16 protein-coding genes are annotated in these 19950 nt (G+C 68.3%); all 16 read right to left on the reverse strand.

Features of this window, described 5'->3' with window-relative positions; genetic code table 11:
• Nucleotide 1: 1 nt before the first annotated feature.
• A complete protein-coding gene (gene lspA / locus D000_RS0110690; RefSeq protein ID WP_018873514.1) occupies nt 2-508 on the reverse strand; it encodes a signal peptidase II in 507 nt (168 codons plus the stop codon).
• Entirely contained in the window at nt 508-3354 is a 2847-nt protein-coding gene (gene ileS / locus D000_RS0110695; protein ID WP_018873515.1) for an isoleucine--tRNA ligase, read from the reverse strand. The genes lspA and ileS overlap by 1 nt, the downstream gene beginning before the upstream one ends.
• A gap of 33 nt (nt 3355-3387) precedes the next feature.
• Nucleotides 3388-4350, reverse strand: coding sequence for a bifunctional riboflavin kinase/FAD synthetase (gene ribF / locus D000_RS0110700; RefSeq protein ID WP_018873516.1), 963 nt, complete (start codon nt 4348-4350; stop codon nt 3388-3390).
• Nucleotides 4351-4686: 336 nt separating this feature from the next.
• Nucleotides 4687-6255 (reverse strand): murein biosynthesis integral membrane protein MurJ, encoded by a 1569-nt coding sequence (murJ, locus tag D000_RS0110705; RefSeq protein WP_018873517.1) that lies wholly within the window; start codon nt 6253-6255, stop codon nt 4687-4689.
• A gap of 346 nt (nt 6256-6601) precedes the next feature.
• Nucleotides 6602-6805 (reverse strand): cold-shock protein, encoded by a 204-nt coding sequence (locus tag D000_RS0110710; RefSeq protein ID WP_018873518.1) that lies wholly within the window; start codon nt 6803-6805, stop codon nt 6602-6604.
• A gap of 427 nt (nt 6806-7232) precedes the next feature.
• On the reverse strand, nt 7233-7952 hold the full coding sequence (locus D000_RS0110715) for an SDR family NAD(P)-dependent oxidoreductase (RefSeq protein WP_018873519.1): 720 nt from the start codon (nt 7950-7952) through the stop codon (nt 7233-7235).
• Between the two features lie 235 nt (nt 7953-8187).
• Nucleotides 8188-10350 (reverse strand): bifunctional diguanylate cyclase/phosphodiesterase, encoded by a 2163-nt coding sequence (locus D000_RS0110720; RefSeq protein ID WP_018873520.1) that lies wholly within the window; start codon nt 10348-10350, stop codon nt 8188-8190.
• The gene (locus tag D000_RS0110725; protein ID WP_018873521.1) at nt 10347-12131 is read right to left on the reverse strand and encodes a fused response regulator/phosphatase; all 1785 of its coding nucleotides are present in this window, start codon (nt 12129-12131) and stop codon (nt 10347-10349) included. The genes D000_RS0110720 and D000_RS0110725 overlap by 4 nt, the downstream gene beginning before the upstream one ends.
• Nucleotides 12132-12134: 3 nt before the next feature.
• The gene (locus D000_RS0110730; protein ID WP_018873522.1) at nt 12135-12440 is read right to left on the reverse strand and encodes an STAS domain-containing protein; all 306 of its coding nucleotides are present in this window, start codon (nt 12438-12440) and stop codon (nt 12135-12137) included.
• A 102-nt stretch (nt 12441-12542) separates the two neighbouring features.
• Entirely contained in the window at nt 12543-13736 is a 1194-nt protein-coding gene (locus D000_RS14445) for a methyl-accepting chemotaxis protein (RefSeq protein ID WP_018873523.1), read from the reverse strand.
• 5 nt (nt 13737-13741) lie between these two features.
• Nucleotides 13742-14815, reverse strand: coding sequence for a chemotaxis response regulator protein-glutamate methylesterase (locus D000_RS0110740; protein WP_018873524.1), 1074 nt, complete (start codon nt 14813-14815; stop codon nt 13742-13744).
• Nucleotides 14816-15439, reverse strand: a complete 624-nt coding sequence (cheD, locus tag D000_RS0110745) for a chemoreceptor glutamine deamidase CheD (protein ID WP_018873525.1) — start codon at nt 15437-15439, stop codon at nt 14816-14818.
• Nucleotides 15439-16257, reverse strand: a complete 819-nt coding sequence (locus D000_RS0110750) for a protein-glutamate O-methyltransferase CheR (protein WP_018873526.1) — start codon at nt 16255-16257, stop codon at nt 15439-15441. Before D000_RS0110750 ends, cheD begins: the two co-directional genes overlap by 1 nt.
• Nucleotides 16258-16274: 17 nt before the next feature.
• A complete protein-coding gene (locus D000_RS0110755; RefSeq protein ID WP_018873527.1) occupies nt 16275-18488 on the reverse strand; it encodes a methyl-accepting chemotaxis protein in 2214 nt (737 codons plus the stop codon).
• Nucleotides 18489-18505: 17 nt separating this feature from the next.
• The gene (locus tag D000_RS0110760; protein ID WP_018873528.1) at nt 18506-19285 is read right to left on the reverse strand and encodes a ParA family protein; all 780 of its coding nucleotides are present in this window, start codon (nt 19283-19285) and stop codon (nt 18506-18508) included.
• A 19-nt stretch (nt 19286-19304) separates the two neighbouring features.
• On the reverse strand, nt 19305-19826 hold the full coding sequence (locus D000_RS0110765) for a chemotaxis protein CheW (protein ID WP_018873529.1): 522 nt from the start codon (nt 19824-19826) through the stop codon (nt 19305-19307).
• Nucleotides 19827-19950 lie beyond the last annotated feature (124 nt).

The following is a 19950-nucleotide window of genomic DNA, read 5'->3' on the forward strand; positions in this document are numbered from 1 at the left end:
CTTACTCCCGATGCGTTGCCGGGTGGCTGCGGTCACCCTCGATGAAGGTGGCCACGATCAGCGTGACCGCCCCCACCACGATGGCCATGTCCGCCACGTTGAAGGCCGGCCAGTGATAGCCGGCCCAGTGAAAGTCGAGGAAATCCACCACCGCGCCCAGGCGCAGGCGGTCGATCAGGTTGCCGATGGCCCCGCCGAGGACCAGCCCCAGCGCGACCACCGACCACCATGCATTGCGCGGCAGGCGCGCCAGCCAGCCCACGATCAGCAGGCCGATGACCACGGCGATGGCGGTCAGTAGCCAGCGCCCCCAGTCGCCGGCGTCGGCCAGGAAGCTGAACGCCGCACCGGGGTTGTACACCAGCGACAGGTTGAAGAAGCGCGTGACCTCGACCGGGGCGAACTGCGTCAGGGCATGCTCCGCCCAGCGCTTGGTGAACTGGTCGGCCAGCACGATCACGGCCGCGATCACCAGCCCCGGAATCAGGCCGGACCCGCGCAGCCGCATCAGGCGAAGCGCCGGGTCTCGCCCGGGCCGATCACGTTGCTGACACAGCGCCCGCACAGTTCGGGATGCTCGGCATGCTCGCCGACATCCGGCCGGCGATGCCAGCAGCGAACGCACTTCGGCTGTTCGCTCTTGTGCACCACCACGCAGAGGGCGGTCCCGTCTTCCAGTTCGGCGGTGTGCGCGGCCTCCGGGACGGGGGCGTCGGCCAGCCGCGCCCCGGAGGTGATCAGCACGAAGCGCAGCTCGTCACCGAGGCGTTCGAGCAGGCCGCGTGCCGCCGACGCGGGTGGCAGGAACAGTTCGATTTCGGCGTTCAGCGAGGCGCCGATACCCTGTTCGTTGCGTGCCAGCTCCAGGGCGCGCGCGACGTGGGTGCGCACCTCGAGGATGCGGTCCCAGTCGGCATCGGAGAATGCGGCGTCCGCCGGCAGCGGGGCCAGGCCCTCGTACCAGGTGGCGAACAGCACGCTGTCCGGGCGTTCGCCGGGCAGCAGCTGCCAGATCTCCTCGGAGGTGAAGGTCAGGATCGGCGCGATCCAGCGGGTCAGCGCCTCGGCCACGTGATACAGCGCGGTCTGCGCGGAGCGCCGGGCGTGCGAATCGGCCTGGGTGGTGTACTGGCGATCCTTGATCACGTCCAGGTAGAAGCTGCCGAGCTCCACCGAGCAGAAGTTGTGCACGCGCTGGTAGATCTGGTGGAACTGGTAGTCCTCGTAGGCGCGAGTGACCTGCTCCTGGACCTGCAGTGCGCGGGCCACGATCCAGCGATCCAGCGGCAGCAGCTCATCCAGATCGAGGGCGTGCTGCTGCGGTTCGAAGCCATTGAGGTTGCCGAGCAGGAAGCGCGTGGTATTGCGGATGCGGCGGTAGGCATCGGCGGTGCGGTCGAGGATGTCCTTCGAGATCGCCATCTCGCCGGAGAAGTCAGTGGCGGCGACCCACAGACGCAGGATATCCGCGCCCAGGGTGGAGACGACCTCCTGCGGCGCGACCACGTTGCCGCGCGACTTGGACATCTTCTCGCCGTTTTCGTCCACGGTGAAGCCGTGGGTCAGCACCGCCCGATATGGCGCCTCGCCGCGCATCGCGACACTGGTGAGCAGGCTGGACTGGAACCAGCCGCGATGCTGGTCCGAACCCTCCAGGAACAGGTCGACCGGGAGTGTGCCCAGCTCCGGGCGCTTCTCCACGACGGTGGAGTGCAGCACGCCGGAGTCGAACCACACGTCCAGGGTGTCGTTCAGCTTGATGTACTCGTCCGCCTTGTCGCCCAGCAGTTCCTTCGGGTCCATGCGGAACCAGGCCTCGATGCCTTCCTGCTCGATCCGCTGCGCGACCTGTTCGGCCAGCTCGGCGGTGTGCGGGTGCAGGCGGTTGGTCTCCTTGTGCACGAAGAACGGGATCGGCACGCCCCAGTTGCGCTGGCGCGAGATGCACCAGTCCGGGCGGTTCACCACCATGCCGTGGATGCGGGCCTCGCCCCAGTTCGGCATCCAGCGGGTCTCGGAGATGGCCTTCAGCGCGTCCGCGCGCAGCTCGGCGCGCTCCATGCTGATGAACCACTGCGGGGTGGCGCGGAAGATGATCGGCGTCTTGTGGCGCCAGCAGTGCGGGTAGCTGTGCTCGAACTTGCGGTTGATCACCAGTGCGCCGTGTTCCCGCAGCACGTCGATCACGTGGCCGTTGGCCTGATGCACGTTCTCGCCGGCGAAGAAGGGGGTATCCGCCAGGAAGCGCCCGTCCGGACCGACCGGGTTGTGCACTGCCAGGTTGTACTGCAGGCCGACGGCGTAGTCCTCCTGGCCGTGCCCGGGGGCGGTATGGACCGCGCCGGTCCCGCTCTCGGTGGTCACGTGCGACCCCAGGATCAGCGGCACTTCGCGCTCCAGGAACGGGTGCTGCAGCATCAGGCCTTCCAGTGCCTGGCCCCTGGCCCGGGCGACGATGCGGCCCTCGCCCAGCGAGTAGCGGGCCAGGCAGTCCTCGACCAGCGCCTCGGCCAGCAGGATGCGCTCGTGTTCCAGCTCCACCAGGGCGTAGTCCAGCTCCGGGTTCAGCGCGACCGCCTGGTTGGCCGGCAGGGTCCAGGGTGTGGTGGTCCAGATCACCACGCTGATGGGTCCGCGCGAGCCGTCGATGTCGTCGAAGCGACGCAGGAAGTCGATGTCGTCGACCACGCGGAAGCGCACGTCAATCGCCTGCGAGATCTTGTCCTCGTACTCGACCTCGGCCTCGGCCAGGGCCGAGCCGCAGTCCACGCACCAGTGCACGGGCTTCTCGCCCATCTGCACATGGCCACGCTTGTAGATGCGTGCCAGGGCGCGCACCGTGTCCGCTTCCACCTGATAGTTCATGGTCAGGTAGGGGTGGTCCCAGTCGCCCAGCACCCCCAGGCGCTGGAAATCCGCGCTCTGGCCATCCACCTGCTCCTGCGCGTACTCGCGGCAGGCCTTGCGGAAGGTGGCGGCGTCCACGTCACGCCCGGCCTTGCCCAGGTTCTGTTCCACCTTCAGCTCGATCGGCAGGCCGTGGCAGTCCCAGCCCGGCACATAGGGGGCATCAAAACCCGACAGGGTGCGGCTCTTGACGATGACGTCCTTCAGGATTTTGTTGACCGCGTGGCCGACGTGGATCGAGCCGTTGGCGTAGGGCGGGCCGTCGGCCAGCACAAAGCGCGGCCGCCCCGCGCAGTACTCGCGCAGGCGCTGATAGCGGTCCTCTGCCTTCCAGGCCTCCAGCCATTCCGGCTCGCGCTGGGCGAGGCCCGCGCGCATCGGAAAGGCCGTCTCCGGAAGGTTCAGGGTGTCCTTGTAGGGGTTCGGCGGAGCCGGTTTGCGTGCCATGGTCTATCCCGGGGCGGCCCTTGGGGCCGGGTTTCAGCTGAAAGTTTTGATGTGTTCGCGTGCGGTCTCGACGTCGCGCGCGATCTGGGCGCGCAGGGCGTCCAGGCCGTCGAAGCGCTGTTCGCCGCGCACCCGCGCGATTGGCTCGAAGCACACGGCCTCGCCGTACAGTTCCGGTGCGCCTTCCAGTACATGGGCCTCGAGGCGCTGCTCGGTGCCGCCCACGGTCGGGCGCCAGCCGATGTTGGCCACCGCCGGCAGGCGCTCGCCCGAGGCGCGCTGCAGCCACCCGGAGTAGACGCCGCGCAGCGCCAGCGGCCAGGGCCCCATGCGCAGGTTCGCGGTGGGGAAGCCGATGCTGCGCCCGCGCTTTTCTCCGTGCGCGACACGCCCGTGCAGGCGATAGCGCCGCCCGAGGAGTTCGGCCATGCGCGTGAAGTCGCCGCTGAGCGCGGCGCCGCGCACGCGGGTGCTGCTGATCCGGCCCTCGGCATCCGCGATCGTGGGGGTGGATTCCACCGTAAAGCCCAGCGCCTCGCCGCGCTCGCGCATCAGCGCCTGGTCGCCGGCACGGCCGCGGCCAAAGCGGAAGTCGTCCCCGACCAGCACATGCTGCGCACCCAGGCGGCGGTGCAGCACCTCGTCGATGAACGCGGTCGCCGAAAGTCCGGCCAGCTGCGCATCGAAGCGCAGGATCCAGACCGCCGCGAGCGCGGTGTCGCCCAGGGTGACCAGGCGATCGCGCAGGCGCTGCAGCCGCCCGGGAAGCTCCGGCGCCCCCGGGCGGCTGCCGAAGTACTCGCGCGGCAGCGGCTCGAAGGTAATCAGGACCGACGGCGCCTGGCGATCCTGCGCCGCCTCGAGCAGGCGCCCCAGAACAGCCTGATGGCCACGATGCAGACCATCAAAGTTGCCAATGGTCACCACCGCGCCGTGCACGGCGGATGCCGTGGAAGCCCTGCTGTCGGACGGCTCCAGGCCGCGAATCAGCCGCATCGCTCCGATCTCGCGCAAAACCGCCAGTATAACCCGTCAGGGAAACAATGATTAAGGTACACACTCGCGCTCGAGTCGCTTTTGCGTGCGAACAAGGCGCGGTGACTGCCCTGCAGTCATTCTGCACAAGGGGGCCGCAACGCCGTTCCCACGCCCGTTTTCGATAACAACTGGCGGCCGAGCCCCTTCGGGGTTGGCACCCCAGGTTCCCCGATCCTGCGTTGCGGCCCTTGCCGGTAGAACCACTACCGGCTGCGCACCGCGCCTTGTCTCGGAAAACCTGGGGTACCAACGCGAGCGTGTACCTTAACCATTGTTTCCCTAAGCGCCCCGACATCACTCCTGTGCCTCGCGCAGCAGCAGATGACGCGGGCGCAGCCCGGCGGCCAGCAGGGTCAGCACGAGGGTCGCGGCGCCGGCCGCGATCAGCCCGGTCAGGGTCAGCAGGCGGGTGTCGGCCGACCATTCGGTCCACTGGCCGAAACCGGGCGACAGCAGGACCAGCACGGCCGCCATGGCGACCAGTGCGGCCGGCAGACCGAGGCGCAGCCGGCGCAGCCCCGGCCCCGGCTGGTAGATGCCCTCGCGGACCAGGCCACGATAGAGCAGCCCCGCGTTGATGTAGGCCGAGGCCGAGGTGGCCAGCGCCAGCCCGGCGTGGGCCCCGGGCGTGCCGGACAGGTACCAGGGCAGCACGAAGGCCGCGTTCAGGACCATGTTCCAGAGCATCGCGATGATCGCGATCTTCACAGGTGTCTTCGTGTCCTGGCGGGCAAAGAACCCGGGGGCCAGCACCTTGATCAGGATGAACCCGGGCAGCCCGAGGGCGTAGGCCGCGAGCGCCATCGCCGTCATGTACGTGTCGAACTGGGTAAAGGCCTGGTACTGGATCAGCGTGGCGAGGATCGGGACCGCCAGCACGATCAGCCCGAGCATGGAGGGCAGCGCGACCAGCATCGCCAGGCGCAGGGCCCAGTCCAGGGTTCGGTTGAAGGCCGCCGGGTCGTTCAGGTTGTACTGCCGCGCCAGGCGCGGAAGGATCACGGTGCCGATCGCGATCCCGAACAGCGCCAGCGGCAGCTCCACGAAGCGGTCGCCGAAGTACAGCCAGGAGATCGATCCGGCCACCAGGAACGACGCGATCAGGGTATCCACCAGCAGGTTGATCTGCACCACCGAGGTCCCGAGGATCGCCGGCAGCATCAGCTTCACGATGCGCCGCACCCCCTCGTGGGCGCGGCGAAAGCGCGGCCGCGGCAGCAGCCCCGCGCGCCACAGAAACGGGATCTGGAAGGCCAGCTGCAGGGCGCCGGCGATGAACACGCCCCAGGCCAGCGCGACGATGGGCTCCGCGAACAGCGGCGCCAGCCACAGTGCGGCCACGATCAGCGCCAGGTTCAGGAACACCGGGGTGAAGGCAGGGACCGCGAAGCGCCCGATGCTGTTCAGGATCCCCGCGGCCATCGCGGTCAGCGAGATGAACAGCAGGTAGGGGAATGTGATGCGCAGCATCTGCGCGGCCAGGTCCTGGCGGCCCTCCTCCTGGGTGCCCAGGCCTGGCGCGAACACCCAGATCAGCAGCGGCGCGGCGAGCACGCCGATCAGCGTGACCACCGTGACCACGGCCATCAGGGTGCCGGCGGTGTGGTCCAGAAGGTCGCGCAGGGCCTCGCGCCCGCGCTTTTCGCGGAACTCGGCGAACACGGGCACGAAGGCCTGGTTGAACGCGCCCTCGGCGAACAGCCGCCGCAGGAAATTGGGGATGCGGAAGGCAACGAAGAAGGCGTCGGTAGCCGGGCCGGCACCAAAGGTGACCGCCAGCACCATGTCGCGCAGATAGCCCATGACCCGGGAGATCATGGTCATGCCACTGACAACGGCGGTGGAGCGGAACAGGCGGTTCATCGCGTGCGGGCGGCCTACGGCAAAGCCCCGCAGTGTACTTGAATCACCCGCTCCGGGCCCCGGTAGCGGCTCCGGGCTGCGGTCAGCTCAAAAAGCGTTTCACAGGTAGATGGGAAGACAGGAAGGGTTATGGGGCGTGGGGGCTGGCTCAGGGCCTGCGGCATGCCCGGACCGTTAGCCCTGCCCTGAACGCGCCATCCCAGCCCCTCTTCCAGTCTTCGCGCCTTCCTGTAAATCGCTTTTGACTTTTTTGTGGTGAAGACAGAATGCCGGGCACGAAAAAGGCCGCCCGGAGGCGACCTTTCTCGGACGACCCCGGAGGATCGTCAGCCTTGGGAAGTGCGCCTTAGATGGCGGTCACTTCACCGGCGGCCAGGCCCTTGGCGGTTTCCTGGATTTCGAAGGAGACCTTCTGGCCTTCGGCCAGGGTCTTGAAACCCGAACCGTTGATCGCGGAGAAGTGGACGAACACGTCCTTGCCGCCATCATCCGGGGTGATGAAACCGAAACCCTTGCTCTCGTTGAACCACTTAACAACACCAGTATTCACAACTTGTAACCTCTTCATGTAACAAACAAATGTGATCGCGGTATGCTGCCAACAGATCAACGGGAGCACTGGTTAAGCAACTAGAAACTTCCTAGTGTTGTCGCTGAACCGCGAATCACGTCTTTGACTATACGCCCCATTCCCGGCAAAAGCCAACGCCCCTTCATGAACTTTTTTGGCGCTGCACCGCCGTTTCCGCACGTTCCAGGGTTCACCGCGACGCGCTCGAAGGCACGCGGCCGGTCAAGGGCGTTTCACAGGAAGAAGGGAAGGCGGGAAGATGTATGGGGTGACAATGCGGGGCGAGGCGGCTGGCCTGCGCAGGCCCTGCGTCCCGGCGAGCTCCCGCCCCCAACAACCCTTCCGGTCTTCCCGTCTTCCTGTGAACCGCCCTTGACCTTCTGCGCGGGGACACAGCCGACGGGCGTCAGAGCTGGCGGATGTCGACGAAGCTGCCGCGGGTGGTCTGGTGCAGGCGCGGCAGGGCGTCGAGGATCGCGCGCGCGGCGTCCTCGGGGCCGGGCATGTCCTGTGTGCCGCGCGCGGCCTTCAGGCGCTGGAGGACCGGGAAGCTGTCGCGGTCGGCCTCGTCGCACAGGTAGTCCTGCATGGCGGTGTCGACCAGGCCCGGGGCGAAGGCGTTGATCGCGGTTTCCTCGGGGAATTCGTGGGCGTAGAGCTGCATCATCATGTTCAGCGCCGCCTTGGACAGCGAGTAGCCGCTCCAGCCGGCATGCCCGGAGACCGAGGCGCCGGAGGAGATGGCGATGATCTGACCAACCCGCACGCGGTGCCTCAGCAGCGCATCGAGGATGACCTTGTTGGCGAAGGTGTTCACGTCCATGAGCAGGCGCAGCTCGTCCATGGAGGCATCCTGCATGCGCTGCATGTGGCCCAGCAGGCCCGCGTTGAGTACGACCAGGTCCAGCGACTCCACGCCCCGCAGCAGGCGGTCCATCGCGGCCCCGGTGGCGGTGAAGTCGCCGAGGTCCACCTGCTCGTCGCCGCTGACCGCGGCCTCGGGGCAGCCGCGACGGCTCATGCCATAGACGCGGGCGCCCTGTTCCAGCAGTACCCGGGTCATGCCCAGGCCCAGCCCGCTGGAGTTACCGGTCACGAGCGCCGAACCCAAACGGCCATCCTGCATATCGCTCTCCTTCGAGGTTCTGAATGTGGGGATTGTCTACCACGAGGCGCCCGAAGGCACGAAGAGGGGGCAGGTCAAGGGCGTTTAACAGGAAGGGGAGAAGGGAGGAAGGGACATTGGGGGCGAGATGCACACGCCGCGGCGACGGTCCCGGTCATGCCGGCGCGCCCACCGCAAAAAACTTCCTGCCTTCTGACCTTCCTGTTACACGCCCTTTCCCGCGGCTTGGAAGGGGCTAACCCGGTGTGCAGGCGCGGGCCCGCCACTGGCGTTCGAGTTCGCCGGCGGGGAGCGGGCGGCCGAGCAGGAAGCCCTGTACCTCGTCGCAGCCCATCTGGCGCAGGAAGTCGTGCTGTTCTTCGGTTTCCACACCCTCGGCCAGCACCCGCAGCTTGAGCGTGCGCGCCAGGCCGATGATCGCGCGGGTGATGGCCTCGTCATCCGGATCCTTGCCGATGCCCCAGGTGAATTCGCGGTCGATCTTGAGCGTGGTCAGCGGCAGGCGGCGTAGGTAGCGCAGCGAGGACTGCCCGGTCCCGAAATCGTCGATGGCCACGGACACCCCGAGCTGGACCAGGCGCTGGAGCATGGCGGCGGCTGCGTCGATGTCCTCGACCAGCACGCTCTCGGTTACCTCCACCTCCAGTCGTGACGGCTGCAGTCCAGCGGTCTCCAGCGTCTCGAGGATGCGCTCGGGCAGACTCGGGTCGGCGAACTGGCGTGCGGATAGGTTCACCGCCAGCCGCAGCGGTGGCAGGCCCTGCCGGTCCCATGCGGCCAGTTGCCGGGTCGCGGTGCGCAGGATCCAGTCGCCCAGCGGTACGATCAGCCCGGTGCTCTCGGCCAGCGGAATGAAATCGGCGGGCGATACCATGCCGCGCTGCGGATGGCGCCAGCGGACCAGCGCCTCCACGCCGACGCGGCCGCCATCGTGCAGCCCGATCTGAGGCTGGTAGTGGAGCTCGAACTGGTGCTCGCCCAGCGCGACCCGCAGCCCCTGCTCCAGCTCCATCTGTGTCCGCATCTGATGGGTCAGTTCCTCGCTGAAGAACCGACAGCCGTTGCCGCCGGCGCCCTTGGCTTCGTGCAGGGCGCTGGTCGCGTGCCGCAGCAGGTCATCCTTGCTGCGGGCATCGCGCGGGAACAGGCTGACCCCGGCGCTGATGGTGGCGGTATGCGGTCCGCTGCCCAGGGCAAAGGGTTCCGCGCAGTGCCGCAGCAGGCTCGCGGCGCGTTCGCGGGCGGGGGCGAGTCCGCCGGTGTCGGCCAGGACGATGGCGAATTCGTCCGCCGCCAGACGCGCCAGTGTGTCGCGCGGCTGCAGCTGGTGCTGCAGGCGCTCGGCCAGGGCGCGCAGCAGCTGGTCGCCCGCCGCATGGCCCAGACTGCTGTTAAGGGAGGTGAAGCGGTCGATGTCCAGCAGCAGCACCGCCAGGCACTCGCCCTCGCGCTCGGCCTCGTCCAGCGCGGAGCGCAGGCGCATGCGCAGGCCGGTGCGGTTGGGCAGGCCGGTCAGGGCGTCATAGTGGATCAGGTTGAACAGGGCCTGTTCTGTTCGCTGGCGCTCGGTCTGATCCTGATGGAAGCCGAGGATGCGCCCGGGGTCATCGTCCAGGCGCTCGCCCTCCGCGAGCATGTGGCCCTCGCGCCCATCGGGCCGCAGCACACGGTGGCGGATGGAAAAGCGCCGGGTCTGGCCCTGGCTTACCCGCAGCAGGCCGAAGGCGAGCGTGGCCCGGTCATCCGGGTGTACGCGCTCCAGCAGTTCGTCGCGGCGGATGCTGCGGGCCTGGTCGCCCAGTCCGAGCAGGCGGCTGGCCTGATCGGACAGATGAATGCGATCGGTCTGCGTGTCCAGCTCCCAGTGGCCGATGCGCGCGACGCGCTGGGTTGTCAGCAGGCGCTGATGGCTGTCGCGCAGGGCCTGTTCGGCCTGCAGGCGTTCCTGCGCCTGCTGGGTCAGCAGATCGATCACCTCGCGCAGGTGCTCCACGGGTTCCGGGGCGGCGTCCTCCAGCCGCCCCTCGCGCTGTTCGCGCAGCACCGCAAAGCGCAGGTCCCGTGCCGACTGCCGGCAGCGGCCGATGTCGAGCAGGGCGGTCCGGGTTCTGCCATCCGCCCCCGCGATGGTGATGGCGTCACGCCGCGGGATCCAGGCGTCCTCGCGCGCGGCCTCCCGCAGCCGGGCATCCAGCTCAAGCGCGGGATTGTCCGGTCTCAGCAGGGTATTCAGGTCGTGTCCACCGAGGCCGCGCGCGGTGGTGCCGAACAGTCTCCCGGCGGCCGGATTGGCGTGCAGGATGCGACCCTCGGGCGACAGGAGGAGGATGGCCTCGCCCAGGGCGTTGATCAGTTCGGTAGGTGCGCCTGCAAGGTCGGGGTGTGGCGCCTGGGTCATGCCGTCGCCCTGGAGGGTGCCTCGGGGCGCGGCGGGTCCTGCCAGCGGTAGTCGGCCTCGACCAGGTTGCCGCTGTCGAGGTGGTTCACGCTGTGGCAAAGCTGGTTGACCAGTTTCAGGCCCCGGCCCCACAGGCGCTCCTCGCCGCCGCCCTCGATCGCGCGGCATACCTGGGCATAGTTGAACCCCGGGCCGCTGTCGCGCACCCGGATGCGGATGCAGTGCTGGTCCCCCATCGGGCGGTAGCGCAGGGAGATGCCGATGCGGCCGTGAATATCGCTCAGGCCCTCGCTGCGCTGGCGGTAGTACTGCTCGAAGCCCTCGACCGTGGCCTTCATGCCCGAGTCCAGGCGCAGCACGCCGTGCTCGAAGGCGTTGTTGCACAGTTCCGCGATGACCGTCTGCAGGGCCTCGGCGTGGCCGCCCTCGAGGTTCGGGAACCATTCCAGCAGCTGCCGGCGAGCGGCCTGCACCAGGTCGACCGACACAAGCTGGTGGTCGCTGGCCTCCAGCGACCAGCGCCGCGTGCCGCGCATCCGGCCCGCCTGTGGTGGCGCGGTCTGGGTGACCGTCTCGGGGTGACAGTTGATGGTCACCAGGGTCATGTCGTCGCTGGGCGTCTCGCCGTCGCAATGGGTATCGAGCGCGTCCCGGATGCGGTCGTAGGCCGCCGCGGCGGAGTCGCAGGCCTGGCAGTGCTGCAGGATGGCCGCGTCCCCGAATGCCACGGCGTTGCGGTCGCTGGCCTCGATCACGCCATCGCTGATCAGGGTCAGCCAGTCGCCGTCGCCAAGGTCGAACTGCCGGCTCTGCGCGTCCGGGTCCAGGCGTTCCAGGATGCCGAGCGGCATGGCCTGGGAGGCGATACGCCGCGCCCGGTCCGCCTGCGCGTCACACAGCCAGGCGTCCGGCATGCCCCCGTTCCACAGCTGTACGCTGCGGCCGTCGGGGGCGAAGGTGGCGAGAATGGCCCCCATGAACATGGTGGGTGGCAGGAAGTCATGCAGCACGTGATTCAGCTCGTGCAGCAGCTCGTGGTCGCCCACGCCTTCCGCCGTCAGGGAATGGAAGGTCTCGCTGACGGGATAGGCGCCAATCGCGGCACTGAGCCCGTGCCCGGTGAAGTCTCCGATCAGGACCCGCAGCCCGCCGTCGGGGGTGAAGTCCGACAGCACCACGTCGCCACTGAAGGTGGCGGCCGCGCAGCGGTACAGGTGCAGCCGGTCGAGGCCGCGGTTGCGGCGGGTGATCGCGCGCGAGAACAGGGCCTCGGCGGTTTCCTCTTCCCAGGCCTGGCGGGCCTGGGCACGCATCAGGGCCTCGTTGCGGGTGCGCAGGCCCTCGTGCAGGTCCCGCAGGCGCTCCATTGCGTGGATCTTGGCCTTCAGGATGGCCAGGTTCAGGGGCTTGCTGAGGAAGTCGTCGCCCCCGCACTCGATCCCGCGCAGCAGCGATGCCTCGTCGTCCATCGCGGTCAGGAAGATCACCGGCACGAAATAGCCGTCCATCTCCGCCTTCAGCTGCCGGGTCGCCTCGAAGCCGTCCATCTCCGGCATCATCACGTCCATCAGCACCAGGTCGGGGCGTGCCTCGCGGCAGGCCTCCACCGCCTCGCGCCCATTGGTCGCCTCGCGGGTGCGATAGCCGGAACCCGCGAGCATCATGCGCAGCAGACGCCGGTTGTGCGGGTCGTCATCGACGATCAGCACGGTGCCCTCGCCGGAGATCAGGTCGGAGGGTGCCGGGGGCTCGTCCGGTCGTGAGGGCGGGGCGCTGGCCATTGGCTATTCGATCCGGAACAGACGCCCGAAATTCGCGATGTCCAGTACCTTGCGCACGCCCTCGGACGCGCCGCTGATGGTGATGTCCGAGAACTCGCCTCCGGCGTGCTCGCGCAGCAGGAGCAGCATCCCCAGCGCCGAGCTGTCCATGTATTCGGTCTGCGAGAGGTCGACGATATAGCGCACGCCGGTGCCAGCCGTCGCGCGGTAGGCGGCACGAAAGGCCTGGTGCTGCTCGAAGTCGAAGCGCCCGCGAACACGGATGCGTACTTCCTTCTGATCGTCGGATGCGTGTTGTTCGATGCTCATGGTCGTCCCTGGTGTGGTACCGGGCTCCCGGCCCGTTTTTTCTGAAGGGCCCCGGCCATGCCGGGTCGCGGAACTGTCTTTAGGGCATTTGTTTGCGCGGCGTCAGAACAGTTCCACCTCGCCGCTGCCCATGTCCTGCTGCTCGACCGCCCGGTGATGGCTCTTGCGGCGCTGGTCGCGCCACTCGCGCACGCGCTCGGCCATGGCACCGGCATCCTCGTTGGCGCGGGCCTCGTGCAGGATGCCCTGCAGTTCCTGCAGGTGGCGGATGGCCTCTTCGGCGGTCCCCAGGGACTGGCGCGCGATGTCCTCGAACTGGAGGGAACGCACCGCGGTGGCCACGGCCCGGTTCATGCGTTCGCTCAGCTCCGCCTCCTCGCGCACGCGGATTTCCATCTCGTCGGTGGCGCGCTGGGCGTACTGGAACAGCCGGGTAATGCGGTCCTTCTCGCCCATGCTGTCGCTCATGTCGCGCGAGGCCATGTCGTGCACCGTACCGTGCACCTTGCGGATGGACTCGCGGGCCTGGTCGATCTGCGCGCGGATGTCGTCGTGGAAGGTCGCGGATCGCTGCGAGAGTGACCGCACCTCGTCGGCCACCACGGAGAAGCCGCGCCCGGCCTCGCCGGCACGGGCGGCCTCGATGCTGGCGTTCAGCGCCAGCAGGTTGGTCTGGCCGGCGATCGCGCCCGCGCTGTCGAGCAGCTTGAAGACCCCGTTCATGTGCTCGCTCATGTCCTCGATGTGGTGGGCACTCTCGACACTCTGGCGCGAGATCTCCACCAGGGTGTCGATGAACATCTGCAGGGTCTCGTCGGATTTTTCGGTGAGCTCGCGGATGATCTCGGCCTGGGACAGGCTTTCTTCTTCCCCGTTGCGTGCCGCGAGGTCGGACGTCATCAGCTCCATCTGGCGGCCGACGATCTCGTGCATCTCGCCAAAGCTGTTCCCGAGGTCCTGTACCGCCGCGGCGATCAGGTCGCGCTGGCGACGGATCTCGGCCTCCAGCTGTTCCAGCTCGAAATGCATCGCCTGGTCGATCTCGTCGGACAGCGGGCCGCATACGGCGCCAGCTTCGGACCGCTGCAGGTTCGGGGGCTCGGCGGCGGCCGCCGGCTGCCACAGTACCAGGGTCAGCAGCCCCGCGAGCACGGCCAGCGCCAGGGGCGCCAGGGCCATGCCGCCGCTCCCGGCGAGCAGCAACCCTGCGGCGAGCAGCAACAGGCCGACCGCCAGGGCCAGGGCCATGAAGCGCGGGGCCAGGGTGCGGGCGAGCCGTTGTTGCAGGTGGTCCATGGTGTTCACTCCTGGGTGCCGGCGGTGGCGTGGCGGTGGTCGCGGATCAGGGCGGCCGCGATGCGGTTCAGCGGCAGGACCTGTACCGCCGCATCACGCTTGACGGCCTCGCCGGGCATGCCCCAGACGAGACTGGTGGCCTCGTCCTGGGCGACAGTGTGAGCCCCGGCCTCGCGCAGCGCCAGTAGCCCCTCGGCGCCATCATCCCCCATTCCGGTCAGCAGGGCGGCGACCACATTGGCGCCGGCCTGTTCCGCCGCGGAGCGGAACAGCACGTCCACGCTCGGCCGGTGCCGGTTGACCGGACCCGAGGTGTCCAGGCGGCAGACATAGCGGGCGCCGTCGCGGGCGAGACGCAGGTGGTAGTCGGTGCCCGGGGCCACGTAGGCATGCCCCGGCATCACGACGTCGCCGTCGGCGGCCTCCTTCACGCTGAGCGCGGTGCTGCGGTCCATGCGCTCGGCGAAGGCCTTGCTGAAACCCGCGGGGATATGCTGGGTGATCAGGATGCCGGGGGCATCCGGGGGGAGTGCCGTCAGCACCTCGCGCAGGGCCTCGGTGCCGCCGGTGGAGGCGCCCAGCACGATCACCCGGTCCGTCGTCTTCAGGCGACTGCCCACGGCGGCGAGCCGCTGCGGGACCGGGGCGTTGACGCTGCGCGCGTGCAGGCGCATGCGCGCAGCCGTGCGCACCTTCTCGGCCAGCACATCGCTGTAGGCCTGCAGCTCGTGCGAGACATCAACCTTCGGCTTGGTGACGAAGTCCACCGCGCCGACCTCCAGTGCCTCCAGGGTGACCTCGGCTCCGGCCTCGGTCAGGGACGAGACCATCACAACCGGCATCGGGCGCAGCCGCATCAGGTTGCGCAGGAAGGTGATGCCATCCATCTTCGGCATCTCCACGTCCAGCGTCAGCACGTCCGGTTCCAGCTGTTTGATCTTCTCGCGGGCGTCAAAGGGGTCGGTCGCGGCGCCCACGACCTCGATCCCGTCCTGTGCGCCGAGGATCTCGGTCAGCAGCTTGCGGATCAGGGCCGAGTCGTCGACGACCAGCACGCGTATCGGGGGGCGGGTAGTCATCTAGAAGAGCTCCACGTCGCCGGCCACCGGTTCGGTCTTCAGGCGGCGGCGGTAATCCTGCTCGCGTTCGAGCAGGGTGTCGTTATGCAGGGACATCAGCTTCTTGACCCGCGCGCGCCCCGAGGCCGGGAAGAACACGACCTTGCGCGGCCAGGGGCCGCCGACATCCTCGGCGACCAGCGTCAGGCCCTCGTCGCGCATGAACTGGCGCAGGAAGGCGATATTGCGGGCACCGACGTCGGTCATCCCCGCCATCACCCGGCCACCGCCGAACATCTTGACCTGCAGGTCCTCGCGCGGGGCGCCGAGCTTGAGCAGTTCGTTGATCAGGAACTCCATCGCATAGGTGCCGTAGCGGGTGGCGCTCGATGCCGCCGGGCCCCAGCCGCGGTCGCGGTCCCCGTCCGGCAGCATGAAGTGGTTCATGCCGCCGACCCCGACGCTCGGGGACCAGACGCAGGCCGACACGCAGGAGCCCAGCACGGTGGTGATCAGCTCGGTGGCCGCCACCGATACGTAGGCCTCGCCCGGCAGCAGCTTCGCGGCCGGGGCCGCGTGGGTGCGGTCCCAGTAGCGGTTGATATGCGCGAACGCGTGATCGTGCAGCTCCGGCAGCGCGGACATCAGGCCACCCGCCGGTACACGGTCTGTTCCAGCAGGCGGAAGGCCTCGGTGACCCGGAACAGCGATTCCGAGTGACCGATGAACAGAAAGCCCTCGGGCCGCAGCAGCCGGGCAAAGCGCTCCACCAGCTGCTTCTGGGTCGGCTTGTCGAAATAGATCAGCGTGTTGCGGCAGAAGATCGCGTCCAGCGGGCCCTTGATCGGCCAGTCGTCGAACAGGTTCATCTGTCGGAAGTGCACCATCGAACGCAGCTCGTCGCGGATTCGGACCCGGCCCTCGTTGGCGCCACTGCCGCGCAGCAGCCAGCGCCGCTGGCGGTCACGCGGGATGCCAGTTACGCGCTGGGCGTCGTAGACCCCGGCATCCGCATGCTGCACGACGCGCGAATCGATATCGGTTGCCAGGATACGGGCCTGGCCGATTCCTTCAGCCTCGGCGAGCGTCATTGCGATGGAGTAGGGCTCCTCGCCGGTCGAGCAGCCGGCCGACCAGATCTTCAGCGGACCTTCGGGGTTACGCTTGCGCATCGAGGTCAGCGCCGGACCTGCCAGCATCTCGAAGTGATGCGCCTCGCGGAAGAAGGCTGTCAGGTTGGTGGTCAGCGCATTGATGAACTCCTCCAGCTCGCCCGCATCCCCGCCCTCCACACGGTCGAGGTAGCGGTCGAAGCTCTCCAGCCCGAGCGCGCGCAGCCGGCGCTTGAGCCGGCTGTACACCAGCTCGCGCTTGCTGTCGTTGAGCATGATGCCGGTGCGTTCCTGAGTCAGGTGCACCACGCGCCGGAAGTCGCGCTCGTTCAGCTGTTCGGAGGCGGCCATTCAGCATGGGTCTCCGCTCAGAACTCTTCCCATTCTTCGCCGCTGTCCGCCTGGCGCGTGGGCGCCGGTGCCGGACGTCGGGCACCGCCGCCCGCCGAGGCCGGACGCTTCAGGTCGCTGCCGCCGGGCCGTGCGGGGGCCGGTGACCGCGGTTTCTGCATGGCGCTGCCCGCGGCGGCTGCACGTTCGCCCTTGAAGTAGCTCATCAGGTCCAGCAGCTCGCGCGACTGGTCGTCCAGCGATTCGCTGGCGGCCGCGGCCTCCTCGACCAGCGCGGCGTTCTGCTGGGTCACTTCGTCGAGCTGGGTCACGGCCTTGTTGATCTCATCCAGCCCGGTGGACTGTTCCTCGCTGGCGGCGGCGATCTCGGCAATGATGTCGGAGACCTTCTTCACCGAGTCGACGATGTCCTCCAGGGCCTTGCCGGAGTTGTCGACCAGCTTGCTGCCCTCGCCGATGCGCTCCACCGAGTCGTTGATCAGGGTCTTGATCTCCTTGGCGGCCTGGGCGCTGCGCTGCGCCAGGTTGCGTACCTCGGTGGCGACCACCGCGAAGCCGCGGCCCTGTTCGCCGGCACGGGCGGCCTCGACCGCCGCGTTCAGTGCCAGCAGGTTGGTCTGGAACGCGATCTCGTCGATCACGCCGATGATGTCGGCGATCTTCTTCGACGACTGGTTGATCTCGCCCATCGCGGTGACGGCCTTGTCCACGACCTCGCCGCCCTCCCGCGCCTTGTCGCGCGCGGCGCTGGCGAGCTGATTGGCCTGGCGCGCATTGTCGGCGTTGGACTTCACGGTGGAGGTCATCTCCTCCATCGACGAGGCGGTCTCCTCCAGCGATGAGGCCTGTTCCTCGGTGCGCTGCGACAGGTCGGTATTGCCCTGGGCAATCTCGGCGGAGGCCGAGCGCACGTTGCCGGCCCCCTCGAGGATCTGCCCGACCAGCTGGTCGAGGTTCTCCAGCGAGGTGTGGATGGCGTCGCGGAACTCGGCGAACTCGCCCTTGAAGTCGCCTTCCAGGCGTGCGGTGAGATCGCCTTCGGCCATCGCCTGCATCACGCGCGAACCCTCGCGCAGCGGCGGCACGACGGCATCCAGCAGCTCGTTCACGCCTTCGGCGATGTTCTTCACGAAACCGTCGTAGCTGTCCGGGGTCAGGCGCTCGTCCAGCTTGCCGCGCGCGGCGTCACGGATCAGGTCGTCGATATCCTTTTCCGCCATGCGCAGGTCGGTGACGTCATTCCACTCGACCATGTAGCCGGAGAACTCGTCGTCGTCATCCTTCAGTTCGGTCGCGTTCAGGTCGATCTGCAGCTCGCCGGTCTTGAGCGAGTATTTCTCTGGGAGGCCGTGGCCATCGCCACCGCGGGGGCGCGGCGCATCCTGGTAGATCTCGGCGAGGTCGCAGCCCTGCGGCTTCAGCGGATCGAAGTCGCGCGCCAGCTCCTGCAGGGCGGCCCGGTGTTCGCGCAGCAGGTCCATCGCCGCCGGGTTGGCGTAGACGATGTTCAGGCGCTCGTCGGTCAGCACTTGTGCCTGGGTCGCACCCTTGAACGCCGAGCGCAGGCGGGCGCGCTCGCGCTCCAGCTCGTTGACCTCGGTGATGTCCTGCCACTCGACCATGTTGCCGATGATCTGGCCGCGGTCGTCGGTGATACCGGAGGCCTGCAGCCTGAACTCAATGCCGCCGACCTCGATCTCCGCGGTGTAGGGCAGCATGGCGGGGTTGCTCAGGATCGCGCGCTGGTGCGACGGGTCCTTGTGGAACTGGTCGATGGACTGGCCGATCAGGTTTTCCGGATCGAAGTCCGGAAACACCTGGCGGATCGCATCGCGCCGCTCGCGCAGGAAGGACAGCACGGACGCGTTGGCATAGATGATGTTCATGTCCGCGTCGCACATCATCACGGCCATCTTCGAGCCTTCGCAGGCGGCCTGCATGAAGCGGTTGTCCATGAGTTCGTCCGGGGCAGTGCCGGCAACGTTCGGTTTCGGATTGGCGGCCATTGCTGTGTCCTCGCTTGGCGTGTTCGTCTGTCGCGCAGCCGGTTTCCGGCGGCGCGTGGATTGGCGTGTCTTCTGTGTCGGGCCCTGTTCCGGGCCGGGTTCGGGCGCGGCGGCGGGCGCGACCTCGGTTGCGCTGTCGTCGTGGTTCGCGCCGGACGCCGCGTCAGCGGTGTCCATCCAGCCCAGCGGGTCGGTGCCCAGCTTGTTGCGCTTGCGTGTGGTCATGGTCCGTTCTCCCCGGCTCAGGCGTGTGCCGCCGGTGGGCGGGTCGTCGGTTGTGCCCCGGCCGCGACCAGGTCGGCGGCCAGCTGCTGGAAATCCCTGGCCGCGCGGTGGCGCGGCTGGTACTCGAAGATCGTCTGCCCGAAGCTCGGGCTCTCGGCCAGCACCACCGTCTCGCGGATGGTGGTGGGCAGCAGGGCGGCGGCGAAGTGTTCGCGGATGCGCTCGCGCACCTCGCGGGCGTGGCGGCGCTGCTCGACAAAGCGCGACAGCACGATCCACTTGGTGCGCGCCCGGCCCAGCCGCTGTTCGATGCCCTGCAGGATGCGCATCAGCCGCGACAGCCCGTTCAGGGCCAGAAAGTCGCCGGCGACCGGGATCAGCACCTCGTCGGCGGCGATGATCGCGTTCATGCCTAGCAGGCCGGCCGAGGGCGGGCAGTCGATCAGCACGAAATCGAACGCTTCCGGCAGGTCGTCCAGCGCGCGCTTGAGCCGCCAGCCGCGCTCGGCCCCTCCCGCGTTCAGGTTTTCCACCTCCTGCAGCTGCTCGCCGGCGGCGACGATCTGCAGGCCGTTTCCGGCCTCGCTGAAGGCGTCCGCCAGACGCGCCTCGCCGTGCAGGACGCGGTCCAGCCCGGCGGGGTCTTCCAGGCCAAAGGCCATGGAAAGATGACCCTGCGGATCGGCGTCGATCGCCAGCACGCGATGCCCGGCCAGGGCCAGGGCATGCGACAGGTTCAGGGTCACGGTCGTCTTGCCGACTCCGCCCTTCTGGTTGATCACCGCGATCGTCCGCATCGTCCTTGTCGGGCCGGAATCAGGCCGTAGCCCCCGCGTCGATGGCATCGGCGCTGGCGATCAGGCCCGGGCCGAGCAGGGTGTCGATATCCAGCATCAGGATCATCTTTTCGTCCAGCGTGGCGAGGCCACGCACGAAGTCGACCCCGATACGGGTGTTGAAGTCCGGCGCCGGCTGCAGGTCCTCGGCGCCGACGTTGTAGACCTCGGAGACGGCGTCGACCACCACCCCCATTACGCGCTCGCGGTCCTCGTTGATTACGCGCAGCATGATCACCACGGTGGTGGGGCCGTAGTCCAGTGGTTCCATGCCGAAGCGCAGGCGCAGGTCGATGATCGGCACGATCATCCCGCGCACGTTGATCACGCCGCGGATGTAGTCGGGCGTGTTTGGCAGGGGCGTGGGGCGTTCCCAGCCCTTGATCTCCTGCACCCGCAGGATGTCCACGCCGTATTCCTCCTCGGCGAGGATGAAGGTCAGGTACTGGTCCTCGCCGGCCGTGGCCGGGTCGTGGATGGACTGGGTTGCGTCGTTCGCCATGAGGTTCGGCTCCTGGGGAAACACTGATCAATGTATACGTTCGCGCTCGAGTCGCTTTTGCGTGCGAACAAGGCGCGGTGACTGCCGTGCAGTCACTCTGCACAAGGGAGTCGCAACGCCGTTC

Origin of the sequence: Thioalkalivibrio sp. ALJ16, from assembly GCF_000377345.1 — a bacterium.
In the GTDB taxonomy this organism is placed as follows: domain Bacteria; phylum Pseudomonadota; class Gammaproteobacteria; order Ectothiorhodospirales; family Ectothiorhodospiraceae; genus Thioalkalivibrio.

Bases quoted from the DNA above. Each gene is read 5' to 3' on its own strand.
- lspA (WP_018873514.1), bottom strand. From the start codon at position 508: ATGCGGCTGCGCGGGTCCGGCCTGATTCCGGGGCTGGTGATCGCGGCC.
- ileS (WP_018873515.1), bottom strand. From the start codon at position 3,354: ATGGCACGCAAACCGGCTCCGCCGAACCCCTACAAGGACACCCTGAAC.
- ribF (WP_018873516.1), bottom strand. From the start codon at position 4,350: ATGCGGCTGATTCGCGGCCTGGAGCCGTCCGACAGCAGGGCTTCCACG.
- murJ (WP_018873517.1), bottom strand. From the start codon at position 6,255: ATGAACCGCCTGTTCCGCTCCACCGCCGTTGTCAGTGGCATGACCATG.
- D000_RS0110715 (WP_018873519.1), bottom strand. From the start codon at position 7,952: ATGCAGGATGGCCGTTTGGGTTCGGCGCTCGTGACCGGTAACTCCAGC.
- D000_RS0110720 (WP_018873520.1), bottom strand. From the start codon at position 10,350: ATGACCCAGGCGCCACACCCCGACCTTGCAGGCGCACCTACCGAACTG.
- D000_RS0110725 (WP_018873521.1), bottom strand. From the start codon at position 12,131: ATGGCCAGCGCCCCGCCCTCACGACCGGACGAGCCCCCGGCACCCTCC.
- D000_RS0110730 (WP_018873522.1), bottom strand. From the start codon at position 12,440: ATGAGCATCGAACAACACGCATCCGACGATCAGAAGGAAGTACGCATC.
- D000_RS14445 (WP_018873523.1), bottom strand. From the start codon at position 13,736: ATGGACCACCTGCAACAACGGCTCGCCCGCACCCTGGCCCCGCGCTTC.
- D000_RS0110740 (WP_018873524.1), bottom strand. From the start codon at position 14,815: ATGACTACCCGCCCCCCGATACGCGTGCTGGTCGTCGACGACTCGGCC.
- cheD (WP_018873525.1), bottom strand. From the start codon at position 15,439: ATGTCCGCGCTGCCGGAGCTGCACGATCACGCGTTCGCGCATATCAAC.
- D000_RS0110750 (WP_018873526.1), bottom strand. From the start codon at position 16,257: ATGGCCGCCTCCGAACAGCTGAACGAGCGCGACTTCCGGCGCGTGGTG.
- D000_RS0110755 (WP_018873527.1), bottom strand. From the start codon at position 18,488: ATGACCACACGCAAGCGCAACAAGCTGGGCACCGACCCGCTGGGCTGG.
- D000_RS0110760 (WP_018873528.1), bottom strand. From the start codon at position 19,285: ATGCGGACGATCGCGGTGATCAACCAGAAGGGCGGAGTCGGCAAGACG.
- D000_RS0110765 (WP_018873529.1), bottom strand. From the start codon at position 19,826: ATGGCGAACGACGCAACCCAGTCCATCCACGACCCGGCCACGGCCGGC.